17 protein-coding genes and 2 pseudogenes are annotated in these 19708 nt (G+C 70.2%); 9 read left to right on the forward strand and 10 right to left on the reverse strand.

The window, feature by feature from the left end; genetic code table 11:
* The first annotated feature begins 36 nt into the window (after positions 1–36).
* Complete coding sequence (gene purM / locus EL493_RS06690) at positions 37–1116, forward strand: phosphoribosylformylglycinamidine cyclo-ligase (RefSeq protein ID WP_019044841.1); 1080 nt, start codon at positions 37–39, stop codon at positions 1114–1116.
* A 283-nt stretch (positions 1117–1399) separates the two neighbouring features.
* Here the strand turns inward: purM and EL493_RS06695 are convergent, their stop codons facing one another.
* From EL493_RS06695 to ygfZ, 4 genes are all read right to left on the reverse strand, one after another.
* On the reverse strand, positions 1400–1618 hold the full coding sequence (locus EL493_RS06695) for a DUF3073 domain-containing protein (RefSeq protein WP_019044842.1): 219 nt from the start codon (positions 1616–1618) through the stop codon (positions 1400–1402).
* Positions 1619–1793: 175 nt separating this feature from the next.
* A complete protein-coding gene (locus EL493_RS06700; protein WP_019044843.1) occupies positions 1794–2744 on the reverse strand; it encodes an asparaginase in 951 nt (316 codons plus the stop codon).
* Positions 2741–3412, reverse strand: a complete 672-nt coding sequence (locus EL493_RS06705; RefSeq protein WP_022565853.1) for an MOSC domain-containing protein — start codon at positions 3410–3412, stop codon at positions 2741–2743. Before EL493_RS06705 ends, EL493_RS06700 begins: the two co-directional genes overlap by 4 nt.
* Before the next feature lie 11 nt (positions 3413–3423).
* Positions 3424–4539 carry a CAF17-like 4Fe-4S cluster assembly/insertion protein YgfZ gene (ygfZ, locus tag EL493_RS06710; RefSeq protein WP_030200607.1) on the reverse strand — a complete coding sequence of 372 codons (1116 nt, stop codon included), beginning with the start codon at positions 4537–4539 and terminating at the stop codon, positions 3424–3426.
* Positions 4540–4639: 100 nt separating this feature from the next.
* On the opposite strand from ygfZ, the gene EL493_RS06715 reads away from it, so the two are divergent.
* The 6 genes and pseudogenes from EL493_RS06715 (at position 4640) to EL493_RS32680 (ending at position 13196) form a co-directional block, all read left to right on the forward strand.
* Positions 4640–5542: an aminodeoxychorismate lyase gene (locus EL493_RS06715; RefSeq protein ID WP_030200605.1), complete on the forward strand. Its 903-nt coding sequence runs from the start codon at positions 4640–4642 to the stop codon at positions 5540–5542.
* Positions 5543–5715: 173 nt separating this feature from the next.
* Positions 5716–7212, forward strand: coding sequence for a cytochrome ubiquinol oxidase subunit I (locus EL493_RS06720; RefSeq protein ID WP_019044847.1), 1497 nt, complete (start codon positions 5716–5718; stop codon positions 7210–7212).
* A 9-nt stretch (positions 7213–7221) separates the two neighbouring features.
* On the forward strand, positions 7222–8250 hold the full coding sequence (gene cydB / locus EL493_RS06725) for a cytochrome d ubiquinol oxidase subunit II (RefSeq protein ID WP_019044848.1): 1029 nt from the start codon (positions 7222–7224) through the stop codon (positions 8248–8250).
* A gap of 93 nt (positions 8251–8343) precedes the next feature.
* Positions 8344–10215 (forward strand): annotated as a pseudogene (locus tag EL493_RS06730) (ABC transporter ATP-binding protein/permease); the annotation flags it as partial.
* 827 nt (positions 10216–11042) lie between these two features.
* A pseudogene (locus EL493_RS33835) lies at positions 11043–11333 on the forward strand (ABC transporter ATP-binding protein); the annotation flags it as partial.
* A 453-nt stretch (positions 11334–11786) separates the two neighbouring features.
* Positions 11787–13196, forward strand: a complete 1410-nt coding sequence (locus EL493_RS32680) for an ATP-binding cassette domain-containing protein (protein ID WP_198040797.1) — start codon at positions 11787–11789, stop codon at positions 13194–13196.
* 334 nt (positions 13197–13530) lie between these two features.
* Here the strand turns inward: EL493_RS32680 and EL493_RS06755 are convergent, their stop codons facing one another.
* The 6 genes from EL493_RS06755 to EL493_RS06780 form a co-directional block, all read right to left on the reverse strand.
* Complete coding sequence (locus EL493_RS06755) at positions 13531–14223, reverse strand: FABP family protein (protein WP_022565855.1); 693 nt, start codon at positions 14221–14223, stop codon at positions 13531–13533.
* Positions 14224–14402: 179 nt separating this feature from the next.
* Positions 14403–14708, reverse strand: a complete 306-nt coding sequence (locus tag EL493_RS06760; protein ID WP_022565856.1) for a DUF1416 domain-containing protein — start codon at positions 14706–14708, stop codon at positions 14403–14405.
* Between the two features lie 4 nt (positions 14709–14712).
* On the reverse strand, positions 14713–15546 hold the full coding sequence (locus tag EL493_RS06765; protein WP_019044855.1) for a sulfurtransferase: 834 nt from the start codon (positions 15544–15546) through the stop codon (positions 14713–14715).
* A gap of 30 nt (positions 15547–15576) precedes the next feature.
* Positions 15577–16047: a DUF4395 domain-containing protein gene (locus EL493_RS06770; RefSeq protein WP_022565857.1), complete on the reverse strand. Its 471-nt coding sequence runs from the start codon at positions 16045–16047 to the stop codon at positions 15577–15579.
* 276 nt (positions 16048–16323) lie between these two features.
* Positions 16324–16758, reverse strand: coding sequence for a thioredoxin family protein (locus tag EL493_RS06775; protein ID WP_019044857.1), 435 nt, complete (start codon positions 16756–16758; stop codon positions 16324–16326).
* The gene (locus EL493_RS06780) at positions 16755–17600 is read right to left on the reverse strand and encodes an LmeA family phospholipid-binding protein (protein ID WP_019044858.1); all 846 of its coding nucleotides are present in this window, start codon (positions 17598–17600) and stop codon (positions 16755–16757) included. The genes EL493_RS06775 and EL493_RS06780 overlap by 4 nt, the downstream gene beginning before the upstream one ends.
* A 185-nt stretch (positions 17601–17785) precedes the next feature.
* On the opposite strand from EL493_RS06780, the gene EL493_RS06785 reads away from it, so the two are divergent.
* Both EL493_RS06785 and mshD read left to right on the forward strand, forming a co-directional pair.
* Positions 17786–18550 carry a winged helix-turn-helix transcriptional regulator gene (locus tag EL493_RS06785; protein ID WP_019044859.1) on the forward strand — a complete coding sequence of 255 codons (765 nt, stop codon included), beginning with the start codon at positions 17786–17788 and terminating at the stop codon, positions 18548–18550.
* 26 nt (positions 18551–18576) lie between these two features.
* Positions 18577–19485, forward strand: coding sequence for a mycothiol synthase (gene mshD, locus EL493_RS06790; RefSeq protein ID WP_019044860.1), 909 nt, complete (start codon positions 18577–18579; stop codon positions 19483–19485).
* The last annotated feature ends 223 nt before the right edge of the window (positions 19486–19708 follow it).

Below are 19708 nucleotides of genomic sequence, written 5' to 3' on the forward strand. Positions count from 1 at the left end.
TCTGTCCGCCGATTCGGTTTGGAGCTTTCCCCCACAATGACTGAACAGACCCCCAGCGGTGCCGGCGCTTCCTACGCCGCGGCAGGCGTGGACATCGAAGCCGGTGACCGCGCCGTCGAATTGTTCGGACCATTGGCGAAGAAGGCCAGCCGGCCCGAGGTGCAGGGCGGACTCGGCGGTTTCGCCGGTCTGTTCGCGCTCAAGGGCGGATACCGCGAGCCGCTGCTGGCCGCCTCCACCGACGGCGTCGGCACCAAGATCGCCGTCGCGCAGGCGCTGGACAAGCACGACACCGTCGGCCTCGACCTGGTCGCCATGGTCGTCGACGACCTGGTGGTCTGTGGCGCCGAGCCGCTGTTCCTGCAGGACTACATCGCCATCGGCAAGGTCGTCCCGGAGAAGGTCGCCGAGCTGGTCTCCGGCATCGCCGAGGGCTGCATCAAGGCCGGTTGCGCGCTGCTCGGCGGCGAGACCGCCGAACACCCCGGCCTGATGGATCCCGACGACTACGACCTGTCCGCCACCGGCGTCGGCGTCGTGGAAGCCGACTCCGTGCTCGGACCCGACCGCGTGCGCCCCGGTGACGTGGTCATCGCGATGGGCTCCTCGGGCCTGCACTCCAACGGCTACAGCCTGGCCCGCAAGGTGCTGCTCGACATCGACCGGATGTCGCTGACCGGCTACGTCGAGGAGTTCGGCCGCACCCTCGGTGAGGAACTGCTCGAGCCCACCCGCATCTACGCCAAGGACTGCCTGGCGCTGATCGCCGAGACCGATGTGCGCACCTTCTCGCACGTCACCGGCGGCGGCCTGGCCGCCAACCTGGCGCGCGTGCTGCCCGCGGGCCTGGTCGCCGAGCTGGACCGTGGCACCTGGAACCCGGCGCCGGTGTTCAAGATGATCGCCCAGCGCGGCCGTGTCGAGCGGGTCGAGATGGAGAAGACGTTCAACATGGGCGTCGGCATGGTCGCGATCGTCGCGCCCGAGGACGCCGACCGCGCCCTGGCGGTGCTCACCGCCCGCCACATCGACTGCTGGACGCTGGGCCAGGTCAAGAAGGCCGCCGACGCCGACGCGCCGCGCGCCGTGCTGCTGGGTGACCACCCGCGGTTCTGATCGACAGCTTTCGGATGAGCCGGGTCGCGGGGGCGGCCCGGCTCACCTGTCTGCCGGGGTTTGCCCGACGGCCTACCGGGCTACCCCGGACAAGAGGGGTAGGTGCGCGTCGGCTCGGGGTGGTCGGGGCTTCGAGGCGGCGAACACGACGAGCGTCCTGTGTGTGCACAGGACGCTCGTTCGTCTATTCGGATGTTCGCCGTACTTCTGCGAGCCAGGCGTCACGGTCCGGACAACGGCTGAAGGGGGAGGCCACGTGGCCTCCCCCTTCGCCGACGTTCGGTCAGCGACGCCAGCTGTCGTAGTCGTCGTCCTCGTTGTTCCAACGGGATGACGACTCGTCCGCGTCGTGCTCGTCGGAAATCACACCGCCGCTCCTCTGGGAGAGCGGAGTGCTATCCGACAGCTCGCGCTGAAGGCTCGCGAAGTCGGTCGGCGCGGAGCTGTACTTGAGCTCACGTGCGACTTTGGTCTGCTTTGCCTTAGCCCGGCCACGGCCCATGGCTGACCCCCTCGCGTCACTGCGGGGCGGCCTGGGGTTTGTTGGCGGCCCCGTTCGAATTAATACTCTTCCTGACAGACACTTTAGCGTGTGTTAGACGGTCGCGCTCCCAGGAGTGGGTGAAGAACTACCGAACCGCCGCGGTTTGCCCCTTCTTCGCCCGAACCGCCTGGTCTCAGAGCACTCCCGGGATCGCCCGGATGACGCCGACTCTGGCGTCGCCGCCGAGCACCGCGGTGGCCGCGAGGTCGGTGTGCCGATCGGTCCAGTCCACTCCCAGCCTGCGCAGAATCGCCAGCGTCAGCGGCATCCTGGCACGGTCGTGACCGTCGTCGATCTTGTACGCGAAGGCCCGTCCGTCGGGGAGCGCGCCCGCGTGTACACCGTCCGCGCCGATCTTGCAGAACAAGCCGGGCGTGGCCGACATGGCCAGCAGGTCGGGGCCCTTGGTGCCCGAAATCACTCGCGGATTCGCCCGGACCGCGTCGGCGATCCGGCGCGGCGCGGTGCCGGTCTCGGCCGTGGTGAAGCCGGCGAACGCGCGCGCGAGATTGATCAGCGAGACGGGCACGATCGGCAGGCCGCAGCCGTCGATGCCCAGGTCGGTCTCCGGTTCGCCGGTGACGTCGGCGACGGTGGCCAGTACCGCTTGCTGGAGCGGGTGATCGAGGTCGAGATATCCGGTGCGCGGCCAGTCGTTGACGAGGCAGGTGGCCAGCATCGCCGCGTGTTTGCCCGAGCAGTTCATGTACAGCGGGCTCGGTCCGGCGCCGGTGAGCGCGGCGGCGCGGGCGCGTTCCTCGAAGGGCAGGTCGGGCGGGCAGGCCAGCTCGGTGGGCGACAGGCCGAAGCGGTCGAGCAGGCGGCGCACCAGCGCGACGTGGTCGGGCTCGCCGAAGTGCGAGGCGGTGGCGATGGCGAGTTCGTCGTCGTCGACGGGCTCGAAGCCGTTGCGCAGCAGGGTCAGCGCCTGCATCGGTTTGTTGGTCGAGCGCGGGAAGATCGGGCCGTGCACCTCGCCGAGCTCGAGCGTGGGCGTGCCGTCGGGATCGAGCACCACCACCGAGCCGCGGTGCACGCACTCCCGGAAGCCCGAGCGGACCACCTCGACGAGTTCCACGCTCATGGCCTGGCCTCCACGGTGAGATCGGTGCGGTTGCGGCGGCTGTGCCGGTCGATCTGCATCACGATGTCGTCGGAGATGGTGGGCTCCTCGGTGCGCAGCCGTTCCAGCAGCGCGGGGTCGGCGCCGGTGAACACGTCGCGCACGGTGATGCCGTGCGCGGGCACGTGCACCACCCTGGCCTCGTCGCCCGCGCCGATCGTGCCCTCGGTGAGCACGCGGAAGTAGGTGCCGGTGTCGGATTGCAGCGTGAAGCGCTTCACCCACTGCGGTTCGCCCGCCCACTGCTGGAAGGTCGAACAGGGCACCCGGGGCGCGCTGACCTCGAGCAGGGTGTCGCCGATCGCCAGGCGCGCGCCGAGCACCGCGTCGCTGAGCGGCAGGCCGCTCACCCGCAGGTTCTCGCCGAACCAGCCGACCGGCAGCTCGCGGTCCAGCTCGCTCGCCCAGCGGGCGGCGTCGGCCTCGGCGTAGGCGTAGACGGCCTGGTGTTCGCCGCCGTGGTTGGTGGTGTCGCAGACGTGGTCGCCTGCCAGGCCGAGGACCCGCACCGCGACGCGCCCGTCGACCGGACGCTTGTCGATGGCGGTGCGCCCGACCCTGGTCCGCACCTCGATTTCGGCGTGCACGACACACACGGCCTCGACCCGGCCGGTGTCCCCGACGCGCATGAGCGGCCTGCTCATCGCCCGCGCAGCCGGTCGACGGCCGCCCGGCCCGCCTGCACGCCGTCGTCGGCGGGGACCGAATCGGGGTCGATGGCGGCGGCCATGGTGCCCGCCACCAGCTCGGTGCCCGCGGGGACCGAGCGCTTGATCAAAGCCAGCGCGATCGGGCCGAGTTCGTAGTGGTCCACGACGGTGCCGAGCCTGCCCACCGCGCGGCCACCCGCGGTGACGTCGTCGCCGGTGGCCGGGCGCTCGTCGGCCGAGCCGTCCAGGTGCAGCAGCACCAGGTTGCGCGGCGGCTTGCCCAGGTTGTGCACCCGGGCGACCGTCTCCTGGCCGCGGTAGCAGCCCTTGTTCAGGTGCACCGCGCCGTGCTCGTCGACGCCGCCGATCCAGCGGGCCTCGTGCGGGATGGTGCGCTCGTCGGTGTCGACGCCGATGCGCGGGCGCAGCGCGGCCACCCGCAGCGCCTCGAAGGCCCACATGCCCGCGGGCTTCGCGCCCGCCTCGGTGAGCCTGCCCCACCAGGTGGTGAGTTCGGCCCGGGGGACGATCAGGTCGAAGGAGTCGGCGCTCGGCCACGGCATCCGCCGGACGAATCCGCCCCCGGGCAGCGCGACGGCGGCGTAGACCTGTGCCGGTGCGGTGACACCGAGAGTGTCCAGCAGCCCGGTCGCCTCGGGGCCGAGCAGGCTCAGCACGGCGTACTCCGGCGCGGCTTCCGGCTTGGCGTCGGCCCAGAAGACCATCTTCTGCAGGAACGACAGCAGCTCGGGCCCGCGCTCGGCCTCGGTGTCGAACCAGACGGTGCCGTCGAGGTCGGTGAGCACGAAGTGGTGCAGTACCCGGCCGTTGAGATCGAGGTCCAGGTTCTCGGCGCTGTGCCCGTCGGCCAGCGTGGCGATGTGCTGGCTGGAGATGGTGTGCAGCCAGCTCAGCCGCTCGGCGCCGGTGATGGTGGCGAGGGCGCGATGGGAGCGATCGACCACCGCGACGCGCTGCTCGGCGGCCTTCTGCTCGCCGAACGGATCGCCGTAATGCCAGGCGACGGCGGCATCAGGGGACCCTGGTGCGCCCGCGACGGCACCCGGAGTGTGGAGAACAGGACTGGGGGCGACGACCACCGACACGACACCCACTGTAGGCGCGTATCCCGACACGCGCTCACGCCGGGCGGTCGATTCGGAGCAGCCGTAGGCATAACGGACCGATAACGCCTACGCTCGTCACATGGGAGAACGGGTACTTGTGACACTCGACGGCGCGGTCGCTGATGCGAACGCGCCGTTGCTTTATGCCGACGACATCGGCGCCTTGCGCGGCGACGGCGTCTTCGAAACGATTTTGGTGCGCGGCGGCACGGCGACCGCGCTGGAATTCCACCTGGCGCGGCTGCGCCGGTCCGCGCAGGCGCTGGATCTGCCGGAGCCCGGCCTGTCCAAGTGGCGGGCCGCGGTGGAACTCGCGTGCAAGGAATGGGGCGCCGACGAAGAGGGCATGCTGCGGCTGATCTACACCCGCGGCCGCGACTCCGAATACGACGCGCCCGCCGGGCTGGCCGCGACCGAACCCAAGCCCACCGCCTACGTACTCGTCTCCCCGGTCCCGGCGCGGGTCGCCACCGCGCGCGCCGAAGGCGTGAAGGTGATGTCGCTGGCCCGCGGCATCTCGACCGACCTCGCGCAGGCGGCCCCCTGGCAACTGCTCGGCGCCAAGACGCTGTCCTACGCGACCAATATGGCCGCGCTGCGCTTCGCCCGCCGGATGGGCGCCGAGGACGTGATCTTCCACAGCACCGAGCATCGGGTGCTCGAGGGCCCGCGCTCGACCGTGGTGATCGCCCGCGACAAGCAGCTCATCACCCCGCCCGCCAAGAGCGGTGTGCTGCCCGGCGTCACCCAGCGTTCGCTGTTCGCGGTCGCGGAGAAGCAGGGCTGGGAGTGCAAGTACCAGTCGCTGTTCACCGCCGACCTGTTCGACTGCGACAGCATCTGGCTGCTGTCGAGCATCACCCTGGCGGCGCGGGTGAATCAGCTCGACGGCGTGCGGATGTCGGCACCGGACAACGCGCAGGAGATCATCGACATGGTGGATCTGGGGATCGAGCGGCCGGGGACCATCGGCGACTGGTGAGTCGTGTGAGGGGCACGGGTGGGCGTGCCCCTGCGGCCGGGTGGATCCGGCGGCGGCGCTTGCGCAATCGTTCGGCAATCGCGCAGCGTGTCGTGGCGGTTGTCACGCTTTGTGGGGGCCTACCCCGGCGTAGGATCTACTACGACATGTCGTAGTAGAGGCTGGAGGGTCGGATGGACATTGTGGATGTCTCCCGGTGGCAATTCGGTATCACCACCGTCTATCACTTCATCTTCGTTCCGCTGACCATCGGTCTGGCGCCCCTGATCGCCATGATGCAGACCGCCTGGGTGATCACCGGCAAGGAACATTGGTACCGGCTCACCAAGTTCTTCGGCAAACTGTTCCTGATCAACTTCGCCATCGGCGTCGCCACCGGCATCGTGCAGGAATTCCAGTTCGGCATGAACTGGAGCGAATACTCCCGCTTCATCGGCGACATCTTCGGCGCGCCACTGGCTTTGGAAGCGCTCATCGCCTTCTTCATGGAGTCCACGTTCATCGGCCTGTGGATCTTCGGCTGGACCCGGCTCCCCAAACTCGTCCACCTGGCGACCATCTGGATCGTCGCCTTCGGCGTGAACGCCTCGGCCTACTTCATCGTCGCGGCCAATTCGTTCATGCAGCATCCGGTGGGCGCCAGCTACAACCCCGAGACCAAACGCGCCGAGCTGGACAGCATCTGGGCGCTGCTCACCAACAACACCACCCTGGCCGCGTTCCCGCACGTCGTCGCGGGGGCGTTCCTCACCGCGGGCACCTTCGTCGCCGGTATCGCCGGCTGGTGGATGGTGCGCAACGCGCGCAGCGGCGACCCGGCGAAACTCGAGGAGGCGCGCACCATGTGGCGGCCGGTGGGCCGCGCCTCGCTGGTGGTCGTCGCGCTGGCCGGGGTCGCGGTGATCTTCACCGGTGACATCCAGGGCAAGCTGATGTTCGAGCAGCAGCCGATGAAGATGGCCTCGGCGGAATCGCTGTGCCACACCCAGACCGATCCCGACTTCTCCGTCCTCACCGTCGGCACGCACAACAACTGCGACAGCGTCACCCACGTCATCGAGGTGCCCTATGTGCTGCCGTATCTGGCCGAGGGCAAGTTCAGCGATGTCACCCTCGACGGCGTCGTCGATCTGCAGCAGACCTACACCGTCAAGTACGGTCCCGGCGACTACCGGCCCAACCTGTTCGTCACCTACTGGTCCTTCCGCGCGATGATCGGCCTGGCCGCGGGCTCGGTGCTGTTGCTGCTGGCCGGTTTCTGGGTGACGCGCGGGGGCCGGGTGCCCGATCAGCGCTGGTTCTCCTGGCTGAGCCTGCTCGCCATCCCCACCCCGTTCCTGGCCAACAGCGCGGGCTGGGTGTTCACCGAGATGGGCCGTCAGCCCTGGGCGGTGGTACCCAACCCGACCGGCGACCCGAACATCCGGATGACGGTGCAGCAGGCGGTCTCCGACCACGCCCCCGCCACCGTGATCTTCTCGCTCGTGGTCTTCACCCTGCTCTACGGCGTGCTGGCGGTGGTGTGGTTCTACCTGATCCGCCGTTACACCGTGGCCGGACCGGACGAGCCGACCCCGCCGACCCCGGACGACGGGCCCGACGGCCCCGACACCGGCAGGCATCACAAACCGGAAGAGCCCGCCGTCGAACAACTTTCCTTCGCTTACTAGGAGCCGGTGATGGATCTGCAGCAATTCTGGTTCGTTCTGATCGGCGTGCTGTTCACCGGCTACTTCGTGCTGGAGGGCTTCGACTTCGGCGTCGGCATGCTGATGCCGATCCTCGGCAAGGGTTCCGATACCCGCAGGCGCGTGGTGCTCAACACCATCGGCCCGGTGTGGGATGCCAACGAGGTGTGGCTGATCACCGCCGGTGGCGCGATGTTCGCGGCGTTCCCGGAGTGGTACGCGAGCATGTTCTCCGGGTTCTACCTGGCGCTGCTGCTGTTGCTGGTGGCGCTGATCCTGCGAATCTGCGCGATCGAGTACCGCGCCAAGATCAACGACCCGAAGTGGCGGGCCTGGTGCGACATCGGCATCGGGATCGGCTCCTGGATTCCCGCGCTGGCGTGGGGCTGGGTGTTCGCCAACCTGGTGCGCGGCGTGCCGCTGAACGAGAAGCGCCAGATCGTCGGCTCGGTCTGGGACCTGCTCAGCCCGTACGCGCTGCTCGGCGGCCTGGCCACCGGCATCCTGTTCGCCCTGCACGGCGCGGTGTTCCTGGTCCTCAAGACCGGTGGCGAGGTCCGCGACGACGCCCAGCGCATCGCCCGGCTGCTGCTGGCGCCGACCGCGCTGATCGTCGGCGGGTTCGGCCTGTGGACCCAGCTGGCCTACGGCACCGGCTGGACCTGGGCGGTGCTGGTGACGGCCGTGCTCGGCCTGGTGGTCACCGCCGCGGCGAACGCGGCGCACCGCGACGGCTGGGCCTTCGTCGGCACCACGGTCACGATCATCTCGGCGACGGTGCTCATCGTCGGTTCGATGTACCCGAACGTGCTGCCCTCGACCATCAGCCCGGTGTTCGACCTGAACATCTACAACGCCTCCTCCAGCGCCTACACACTGAAGGTGATGAGCTGGGCCGCGCTGCTGGCCACCCCGGTGGTGCTGGTGTACCAGGCCTGGACGTACTGGGTGTTCCGCAAGCGGCTCACGGTCGACCAGATCCCGGCGCCCATCGGGCTGCCGCTGAACAGCAAGGACTAGGTGATGAGCGTGTCCACGGACGGTCCCGCCGTCGAGTCCGCTGTCGGCTCGGCGGGGCCGGCCGGGGACACGGCCAAGGCGAGCCGGCGGCCGATCGATCCGCGCCTGTGGCGGTACGCGCGCTCGGCGCGGGTCCACCTGGTGGTGTCGATCCTGCTCGCGCTGGTGATCACGGCGACGATCGTGGTGATCGCGATCCTGCTGGGCCGGGTGCTGGCCGGAGTTGTCACCGATCCCGGAAAGCGTGAGTTCGCCGCGTGGACAGCCGAATTGACCGGGCTGGCGGTGGCGATCGCCGTGCGTGCCGCCGCCAGCTGGTGGCAGGCGCGGCTGGCGCACCGGGCCGGGGCGAACGTCGTCGCCGAACTCGAATCGGCGGTGCTGCGGGCGGGCGCCGAGCTGTCCCCGCGCGCGCTCGACGCGCGGCGCACCGAGCTCGCGGTGGTCGTCGGCAACGGGCTCAGCGGGCTGCGCGGATGGTTCACCGGCTATCTGCCCGCCCTGCTGCTGGCGTGTCTGGTGTCACCGATCGTGCTGGTGGTCATCGGATTCCACGATCCGACCTCGGCCATGATCGCGATCATCACGGTGCCGCTGATCCCGGTGTTCATGATCCTCATCGGCCTGCTCACCCAGGGCCGCGCCGAGGCGACCCTCGCCGCGACCACCCGCCTGTCCGACCAGCTGCTCGACCTGTTCGCCGGTATGCCGACGCTGCGCGCCCTGGGCCGCGAGGGATCTTCCGGGCCGAGCATGGTGAATCAGGTCCAGGCCCTGGGTGATTCACTGCGGCAGCGGACCATGCGGGCGCTGCGGATCGCGTTCCTGTCCTCGATGGTGCTGGAATCCCTGGCGACCCTGAGCGTCGCGCTGATCGCCGTCGCCATCGGCCTGCGGTTGGTCTACGGCGAGATGACGCTGTACGCCGGGCTCGTCGCGCTGATCCTGGCGCCGGAGGTGTACTGGCCGTTGCGGCAGGTGGGGGAGAAGTTCCACGCGGCCCAGGACGGAATGGCTGCTGCGAACAAGGCTTTCGCGGTGCTGGACACGGTGGGTCCCGGGGATAAGCGAGCCGCGCTCGGGAACTCGGCCGACTCCGCGTATGGACGGAGCGGTGACCGTTCGCAGGATGCCGCGCCGACCTACGCCGCGCGGCCGATGGGCGCCGAAATGCCGGGGGACCTGGCCGGTACGGACGCTGCGCGGCCGAAGGGCGCCGGGACGCCGGGGAAGGATCCGGCCGCCACGGGCGCTGCGCGGCGAATGGCCGTCGGAGCGCCAGGGAAGGGCCTGGCCGGTGTGGGCGGCGACGAGGGTCCACTGCCGATCGGCACGGAAATCACGTTGCGCGGGTTGACGATCGCCGCGCGCGCCGGGAATGCCCCCGATCGCCTGACCGCCGCACTCGCCCCCGGCTCGGTGACCGTGCTGACCGGCCCGAACGGCTGTGGGAAATCGACCACGCTGCAAGCGATTCTCGGCCTGATCACGCCGGACGCCGGTGCCGTCCTCGTCGAGGGAACCGACGTCCGTGACCTCGATCCGGATGCCTGGTGGTCCCGTATCGCCTGGCTGCCCCAACGACCGGTCCTGGTCCCCGGCACCCTGCGCGAGAACGTCGACCTGCTCGGCGCCCCCGCCACCGCCGACCTCGACGAGATCAGCGCCGCCACCGGTTTCGACACCGTCCTCGCCGCCCTCCCCGACGGCTGGCACACGCCGGTCGGCCAGGGCGGCCTCGGACTGTCCCTCGGCCAGCGCCAGCGCCTGGCCCTCACCCGCGTCCTCGCCTCCCGCCGCCCCGTCCTGCTCCTCGACGAACCCACCGCCCACCTCGACGCGGCCGCCGAACACCAGGTCCTCACCACCCTCCGCACCCTCGCCCACGAGGGCGCGACCGTCGTCGTCATCGGCCACCGCCCCGCAGTCCTGGCGGCCGCCGACACGGTCGTTGAGGTCGTCGGCACCAGCGCAAGCACCAACGACCCCATTCCTGTCGACAGCGCGTCGGCGACCGGGGCGGACCACACGAGTGCCGGTACAGCCGACAGCGCGCCGACGACCGGGGCGGATCACACGGGTGCCGGTACAGCCGACAGCGCGCCGGCGACCGGGGCGGACCACACGGGTGCCGGTACAGCCGACAGCGCGCCGACGACTGGGGCGGACCACGCGAGTGCCGGTACAGCCGACAGCGCGCCGACGACTGGGGCGGACCACACGGGTGCCGGTACAGCCGATAGCGCGCCGACGACCGGGGCGGACCACCCGAGTGCCGGTACGGGCGACAGCCCGAACATGTCCACGCCGGAAGACGGCGATGCAGCACCCTCGCCCTGCAGCGCCGTGGCGACAGGTGCCGGAGGCAATGAGCCGAAGGCTGATTCAGGCACGTGCTGCGCGACAGTCAGTGGGCGCAACGCTGTCACGTCAGAAGCGGGGCACGGGCAGGCCGAGGCCGACGGCGGCGGTTCTGGCACGTCGGCCGGGGACAGTGGGCGCCACGAAGTGGTAGCCGGTGGCGGTAGTGCATCGGACGGTGGACACCACGCGGTGGCGATGGGCCGTAGAGGCGCACCGGACGGTGGGTGCAACGAGGTGGCGGCGGACCGTGGAAGCGCATCGGGCGGTAGGCGCCAAGGGGCGGAAGAGGGCCGTGGAAGCGCGGTGGACGGTGGGCGCCATGGGGTGGCGGCCGGTGGTATATGCGCCGTGGACGGTGGGCAGGGGGTGGTGTCGTGAGTGGCGAACGGGCTGTGCGTGGTGGATCGCTGCGGCGGGATCTGCGGGAGATGTGGGCGCTGCTGGCGCTGTCGCCATGGCGGGTTGTCGTGGCGATCGCGTGGGGTGTGGTCGCGCTCGGCAGTGGGCTCGGGTTGGCGGCGCTGGCCGCGTGGCTGATCGCGCGCGCCTGGCAGATGCCGCCGGTGCTGTACCTGAGCGTGGCGGTGGTGGCCGTGCGCGCGCTCGGCATCACAAGAGGCGTGTGCCGCTATCTGGAGCGCCTGGCCACCCATGACGTGGCGCTGCGTGCGATGACGACCGCGCGCACCACTGTGTATCGCGCCCTCGCGCAGGCGGATATCTGGTGGTGGCGTGGATCAACGGACCCGCAGGAGGACTCCGGCCGCGAAAGTGCAGCTCCAGGTGCCGGCGTAGGCGCAGCTCCACTCGCTGGCGCTGACGCGGGGTTGCGTGCGGGTGCAGGCGAGGGCGCAGCTCCATTCGCCGGCCCAGGCGCCGCGGGCATGGGCGCAGGCGGGGATGCGGGTGCTGGCGCTGGCGTGGGTGCCGGCGTAGGAGCAGCTCCACTCGCTGGCGTAGGTGTAGGCGCAGGTGCCGCTTGCATGGGCGCAGGTGGGGATGCGGGTGCTGGTGCTGTGGGGCGCGGTACATCGCGGGCGGAGTTGGGCGGGGCGGTAGTGGATCGTGGTGCCGGGCATTCGGGGGCTGGGGATCTGCGGGGGATGCGGCGGGGGGAGCTGCTCGTACGGGTCGGGGCCGATATCGATGATCTCGGTGCGGTGGTGGTTCGGGTGCTCGTTCCGGTTGTGGTGGCGGTGGTGTTGTCGCTGGCGGCGGTCGGGCTGATCGCGTTCATCTCTGTCACCGCCGCGGTGATTCTGGCTGTCGCCCTTGCTGTTTCGGGGATTGTCGCGCCGTGGTTGTCCGGTGTGGCCGCGCGGGAGGCTGAGCAGGCCGTGCGAGCCGATCGGGCGGAGTTCACCGCGGAGGCGCTCACCGTGCTCGATCACGCCGCCGAACTGCGGGTGGCGGGCAGGCTCGATACCGCGCTCGCACAGGCGGATACAGCGAATCGGCGGGCGATCGCGGCCGAGGACACCGCCGCCGCGCACAGCGCCTGGGCCGCCGCGGCGACCCCGCTGTCCATCGGCGTGAGCGCACTGGGCGCTCTGCTGGTCGGCATCGCCGCCTACGGCCCGACCGGCGGCCTCCCCGGCGGCATGACCCCGATGGCCCTCACCATCCTCGTCCTGGTCCCCCTCTCGGCGTTCGAAGCCGTAGCCGCCCTCCCCGCCGCCGCGACCACCCTCACCACCTCGAGAGCTGCCCTCCACCGCCTCCGCATCGTCGAGACAGCCACGACCACCGCCGCATTCGCGGAGTCCGACGTGACTGTCGCGGTCCAGGCGACCCCGGCGACCGGAGGACACGGCGCGCCCGGCTCCGCCGGCACGGCGGAGACGCCTGGCACGGCGGAGACGCCTGGCACGGCGGAGACGCCTGGCACGGCGGAGACGCCTGGCACGACGGAGACGCCTGGCACGGCCGGCTCACCTGGCACACCCGGCGCGCCAAGGCCGGGCATCGACGCCCACCGCGAAGCGGGACCGGGGCACGGGGCGCACCGGGCAGCGCCGCGCCCGTCGCGGATTCCGCTGCCGAAAGGGCGACGTATCGCGATCGTCGGACCCAGCGGCGCCGGCAAGACGACATTGCTCATGGAGTGGGCCGGACTGTTCGGCACACCGAACGGGGGTGTCACCTTCTTCGCCGAGGACGCGCACCTGTTCGGCACTTCCATCCTGGAGAACCTGCGCGTCGCGCGCGGTGACCTCACCGGTGAAGCCGCCGAGGACGCCCTGCGCGCGGTGGGGCTGGGCCCGTGGCTGGAATCGCTGCCCGACGGCGTCGACACCGGTCTCACCGCGGGCGCCGCGGCCGTCTCGGGTGGTCAGCGCCGCCGGATCCTGCTCGCGCGCGCCCTCGTCGCCCCGGCGACCACCCTGCTGCTCGACGAGCCCACCGAGCACCTCGCGGCGGCTGAGGGCGAGCGGCTCCTGCTCGACCTGCTCGACGCCGACAGCGGCCTGGTCGACCCGGACCGCACGGTCGTCGTGGTCACCCACCAGCTCCCGGCCGACCACCGCGCCGACACCGTCGTGACCGTCGACGGGTCGGGTGCCTGCCACGTCACCCACTGATCGGCATCCGCCCAGGTCAGCCCCACGAGAAAATCAATTGCCGAGCTCTCGGCGCACCGATAGATTCATCGGTACACAAGAGAGGAGGTGGTCTGAAGAATGTATGTTCATCGGATGCGTGAGGTGGCTGCCCGCTAGCAGCTCCACTGCGGGAGATTCCCCAGCGGTGCGCTGAGCGAATCCCAGGCAGTCACCCGACCCCCGAGCCCCCGGACGATCCAACCGGGATCGCCGCGTTCCCCGGAACGCGACGATATGGCTCGGGGGTCGCTCCATGTCCGCCGGAGAATGCGAAAGGCCCCGCACGATATCGTGCGGGGCCTTCGAACGCTTGTCAGCCGATGTAGCGCTGCAGGCGGGCCGAGAGGCGCGGTTCGAGGGCGCCGTCGGCGTCGACCCGTTCCTCCACGTAGGCCAGGTCGCCGCCCTCGACGATGCCGTAGAGCCGCTTGGCACCGCCCACCACCGCGCCGGACTGACTGCGGATCACCACGTCGGTGGCCAGCTCCCAGGACGACTGGGTGCGCGCGGTGCCGTAGAACAGTTCGACGATGCCGGAGCTGTGGGTGAGCAGCAGTTCGAGCATCTCGTCGTCACCGTCGGTGCCGACCCGCCAGAAACCGCTCTCGCGCAGATCGGGGCGCTCGAAGTTGCCCTCGGCGTCCAGCTTCCAGCTCTGCGATTCCCAGACCAGGTAGTCGCCGCCGTCGTGCGAGACGACGATCTGCTGGCCGAAGCGGTAGTCGCCGTCGGTGGCGTGGTTGCCCTCGCCCTCGCCGCGCCACACGCCGACCAGCGGCAGCAGCGCCAGCATGGCGTGGTTCAGGTCGGGGCCCTCGCGCAGGTTGGCGGTGTCCTCGGGCAGCGGGAGGTCCGGCAGGACCGAGATGTTTCGGACGCCGGTCTCTTTCGCGCGTTCGGCGGCGATGTTCACGGCCTCGTCGCCACTGCGACGCTCGGCCGGAGCGCCTTGCTCGTTACTCGCTCGCTCAGCCGGATCGGGACCTTCGCTCGCGAGTCCGCTCATGACTCGGTGAACAGCCGGTAGAAGACGTACAGGCCGAACCAGCCGATGAGGATCGACACGGCGATGAGGAGAATCTCGAAGAAGATGACCACGTTCGGAGTCTAGCGACTCCGATGCGCGGACACGACAACGGCCCTGGCAGTTCCCGCACAGGAACTACCAGGGCCGTTGTGAGGTTCTTACTTCGCGACCTCGACGTCCACCGAGTGGATGCCCGCGCCCTCGGGGCGGACCTCGGCCGAGCCGTTGCCCGACGAGGACAGCGCGCGCAGGGTCCACGAACCCGGCGCGGCGAAGAAGCGGAAGTCACCGGTGCCGGAGGCCACGACCTCGGCGGTGAAGTCACCGTTGCCGTCGAGCAGACGCACGAACGCGCCGCCCACCGGCTGACCGTCGGCGCTCAGGACACGGCCGGTGATGACCGTTTCCTTCTCCACGTCGACGCCGGCCGGGATGGCCTGACCCTGGGTAGGTGCTGCACACATAGATTTACGCTCCCAACTCGATAGGTGCACCGACGAGCGAACCGTATTCGGTCCAGCTGCCGTCGTAGTTCTTGACGTTCTGGTGGCCCAGCAGCTCCTGCAGCACGAACCAGGTGTGCGAGGAACGCTCACCGATACGGCAGTAGGCGATGGTCTCCTTCTCGCCGTCCAGGCCCGCGTCCTTGTACAGCTCGGCGAGCTCGGCGTCGGAACGGAAGGTGCCGTCCTCGTTGGCCGCCTTGCTCCACGGCACGTTGATCGCGCCGGGGATGTGGCCGGGACGCTGGCTCTGCTCCTGCGGCAGGTGCGCCGGAGCCAGGATCTTGCCCGAGAACTCGTCGGGCGAACGCACGTCGACCAGGTTCTTGGTGCCGATGGCGGCGATGACCTCGTCGCGGAACGCGCGGATCGAGGTGTCGGGGGCGGCGGCCTTGTACTGGGTGGCCGGGCGCGAGACCGCGTCACGCGAGAGCGGGCGACCGTCGAGCTCCCACTTCTTGCGGCCGCCGTCGAGCAGCTTGACGTCGTTGTGGCCGTACAGCTTGAAGTACCAGTAGGCGTACGCCGCGAACCAGTTGTTGTTGCCGCCGTAGAGCACGACGGTGTCGTCGTTGGCGATGCCGCGCGCGGAGAGCAGGTCGGAGAACTGCTCCTGGTTCACGAAGTCGCGACGAACCTGATCCTGCAGGTCGGTCTTCCAGTCCAGCCGGACGGCGCCCTCGATGTGGCCACCCTCGTAGGCGGAGGTGTCCTCGTCGACCTCGACGAAGACGACGCCGGGGGCGTTGAGGTTCTCTTCGGCCCAGTCAACGGAGACCAGGACATCGGAGCGAGCCATGTTGTTCCTTTCAGAGATGACTTGCAGGGGTCAGAACGGTGCCGGGGCAGTGGTCCGGCGGAGGCGGGCCACCAGCGGGTAGATCTGGCAGCCCAGGCAGACCCCGAACGCCGCGTTCAGGAACGCCGCGAACAGGGCGAAGCCGGCGAACACCGCGCCGACGATCGGGGAGCCGAGCGCGAAGCCCAGCAGGGAGAGACCGGCGAACACGAAGCCGAGCAGCTGCGCGAAACGCAGCGGTGGCACGGGCTCGGTCTCGGTGGGCGGACCCAGCCGCGGCGCCACGAACGCCGCGTAGATCCGGCCGTAGGGGTGCTTGGCCGGGCCGCCCGCCGCGCCGATCGCGAACACGACGGCCTGCAGGCCGATCAGGATCGCGGCGGCGACGGTGGAGAAAGCGGCGGTGACGAGCACCAGGACCAGCACGCCGGTGGTCACCCAGGCCACGAAACGCGGCCCGCGGACGTCCACGCGGGGCGGGGAATCAGGGGAAATGGTCATTGTGCGAACTCCTGCGCTGAGATGAGTCTGTTGACTTCGGATCTGCCAGTTCGCCGGGGGATCGAGACGATCACTCGCGCGGCGGACATAGGTCGGCGTCAGGAATCTCGTTCAGAGATGCCGACCGTTCAGCGGCACAGGCAGCAACAACCACCGAGCCGACACAGATCAACTGTGCGGCGTCGGGTGAGCATCAGCTCGTGGTCGGATTGCACGGGAAGTAGTTTACCCGGTCTCCCCGGGAAATGTCTCGGGGCCCCGGAACAGGGGGCTGGATCACACCGTCAGCGGTTCGAGCGCGGTGCGCAGATCGCCCGCCTTCGGCACCCCGGAGATGCGGAAACGCTCCTTGCCCGCGGCGTCGAAGACGAAGGTCGTCGGCAGCGAGAGGACGTTGAGTTCCTTGGCCAGCGCGGGATCGGCGTCGATGTCGATCTCGATGTCGCGCGGCGCGTTCGGGGAATCGGACAGATCGGCGGTGACGCCGGCGACCACCCGCCGGACCGCGTCGCACGGGCCGCACCAGTCGGCCGAGAAGTGCAGGACCGCGGGGCTGGCGCCGAGGACGCCCGCCGCGCCGAGCAGCCGGGCGCGCTGCGCGGTCTCCGGATCGAGCGTGGCCGGGCGCACCCGGCCCTGGTTGCGGCGTAGCAGCAGCCCGACCGCCACGGCGGCCAGCACGACGGCGGCGAGGATGACGATTTCGATCATGGTTGCAGCAATCGGTCCAGGTCGATGGTCAGGGAGCGGCCGACCCCGTAGACGATGATCTGGCCACCTTTGGCCTCCACCTCGGTGGGGGCGATGCCGAACGGCAGTTCTTTCGTATCGATGGTACGGCTGAACCGCTCGAGCACCGCCGGGCGATCGACGTCGAGGATCTCGGTCTTGGTGCTCGCGGCCGGGGTGTCGGCGGTGGAGGACCGGTCGGTGTAGAAGCGGGTGGCCTGGATCCGGATCTTGTCGCCGTCCAGCATCAGATCGGCCTCTACCTGCACTTCGACCCTGGTCGTCGTGGAGGTCGGCATGACGCCGGGGCCGAGGATGCGGCCGTTCGGCGCGATCGGCAGTGTGCCCTTGAGCACATGCGCGCCCGCGGTGGTGAGTCCGGAGCCGCCGGAACCGCCGGTGCCGTCGGACTTGTCGGCGGGCGGGCCGAGGACCTGGAGGTCGGGAATGCCGAACAGGCGGCCGAGTTCGGTGGGCTCGATCGCCATCTGGGCCTCGACGCGGTCGACCTGGACCGTGCGCGCCGTGCCGTCGAGCAGCTGCCCGACCGGGGCGTGCAGGCCGTAGAGGTTGGCCTCGAGCGCGATCTCGCCCGGAATATCGGGGCGCATGCTGCGGGCCCGGATCAGCACGTCGTCGTAGCGGCCCGACGCCGCCTGGGCGAAGAAGGGGAATCCCTTGACGGTCACTTCGGGGTCGGCCGACAACTCGGCTCCGGCCCGCAACTGCCGCGAGACGTGGTACTCCGTGTAGGCGGCGGCGCCGAAATCGATCACCACCGCCACCCCGGCCAGGCACAGCAGCCCGATGATCAGCTTGCGCATGCGAGCCAGCCTATCCGGCGCCCCCCTCCGGGCCACGCCCGCGCCGACTCGTCCCGGCTTCGGCACCATGAGGCGAGGTCATGGCCGCGCACACGCTAATGTTGCACACGACTTACCTGTGTTTCGGCGACGTAGCTGCGCGGCTGCTGTCGTCCGCGCCGGCCACGAGATAGGAGGAGAGCCCGGTGGAGCTGCTCCTGCTGACCTCCGACCCCAACCCCGATTCGGTGTTGCCGTCGTTGTCCCTGCTGGCACACAACGTGCGGCCCGCGCCGACCGAGGTGTCGTCGCTGCTAGAGGCGGGTAGCGCCGACGTGGCGCTGGTCGACGCGAGAACCGATCTCGCCGCCGCCCGCGGCCTGTGCAGGCTGCTCGGCAGCACCGGGTCGTCGGTGCCGGTGGTGGCCGTGCTGACCGAGGGCGGCCTGGTGGCCGTCAACGCGGACTGGGGCCTGGACGACATCCTGCTGCCCGGCACCGGCCCGGCCGAACTCGACGCACGCCTGCGGCTGCTGGTCGGCCGCAACGGCGGCGTGGCCAGCCCGGAGAACACGGGCAAGATCACCCTGGGTGAGCTGGTGATCGACGAGGGCACCTACACCGCGCGGCTGCGCGGACGCCCGCTCGACCTCACCTACAAGGAATTCGAGCTGCTCAAGTACCTCGCCCAGCACGCGGGCCGGGTGTTCACCCGCGCCCAGCTGCTGCAGGAGGTGTGGGGCTACGACTTCTTCGGCGGCACCCGCACCGTCGACGTGCACGTGCGGCGCCTGCGCGCCAAGCTGGGCAGCGAGTACGAGTCGCTGATCGGCACCGTGCGCAATGTCGGCTACAAGGCGGTCCGTCCGGCCAGGACGCCCGCCGCCAAGGGCGAGGTGGTGAGTTTCGCCGACGACGATGTCGACGGCGACGAGTCCTTCGCCCCGGTCAACAACGGCACCGCGCAGTAGCGCTCTCGACGGGGGAGGACGGCCCGATGCCGCAGACAGCAACCCTGACCTGGACCGACCGGGTCGAGCCCGCGACCGCGACGCGCATTCGCGCGCTGCTCGACCGGGCCAGGGCCGCCGACGGCGTCGCCCCGGTGTCCGAGCAGGCCGTGCTCTCGCTGGCCGCCGTCGACCCGTCGACCAGGCAGCTGCTCGCTGAACGCGCGGGCGAGATCGTGGGCTACGCGAATCTCGTTGCGGCACATGACGAACACCCCGCGATGGCCGAGGTCGCCGTGGACCCGGACGCGCGCAACGCCGGGATCGGCGCCGAGCTGGTGCGCACCGCGCTGGCCGAGGGTGGACCCGGCGCCCGGGTGTGGGCGCACGGTGATCTGCCCGCGGCGAAGGCGCTGGCGACCGGGCTGGGGCTGGTCACCGCGCGGGAGCTGTGGCAGATGCGCAGGTCGCTGGCAACACCGGAGCTACCGGAGCTGGTGGTGCCCGACGATCTGGTCCTGCGCACCTACGCCGGGCCCGCCGACGACGCCGAACTGCTGCGGGTCAACAACGCGGCCTTCGCCTGGCATCCGGAGCAGGGCGGCTGGACCGAGGCCGACATCGCCGCCCGGCGCGCGGAGTCCTGGTTCGATCCGGCGGGCCTGTTCCTGGCGTTCGACGCCGCCGATCCGGAGCGGCTGCTCGGCTTCCACTGGACCAAGGCGCATCCCGACGCCGCGCCCGCGGGCGAGGTCTACGTGGTCGGCATCGACCCGGCCGCGCAGGGCCGTGGCCTCGGCAGGCTGCTGACCCTGGCGGGATTGCGGCATCTGCGCGCCGAGGGACTCACCGAGGTGCTGCTCTACACCGAGGCCGACAACACCGCCGCCGTCCACACCTACACTCGGCTGGGCTTCGCGCCCGCCCACATCGACGTCGCCTACGCCGCCTCCTGAGCGGTGCGAGACACCTCACACCACGGCGGATTTCCGCCGCACCGCTGAATAGTGGGCGCATGACCGGGTACGCCGGAGTAAAACTGGGGCAAACGTCACATTCGCGGCCCTATTCGCGCCGGGCTGTTCATTCTCCGTTAACCCACGTCGGGCCAACTGTCAACCGGGCGACTTTAAGTTACTTCTGGGCGGCACAGTCGTCGCCTGGTGCACGCGTTCCCCC

This window comes from Nocardia asteroides, from assembly GCF_900637185.1.
Taxonomy (GTDB): Bacteria; Actinomycetota; Actinomycetes; order Mycobacteriales; family Mycobacteriaceae; genus Nocardia; species Nocardia asteroides.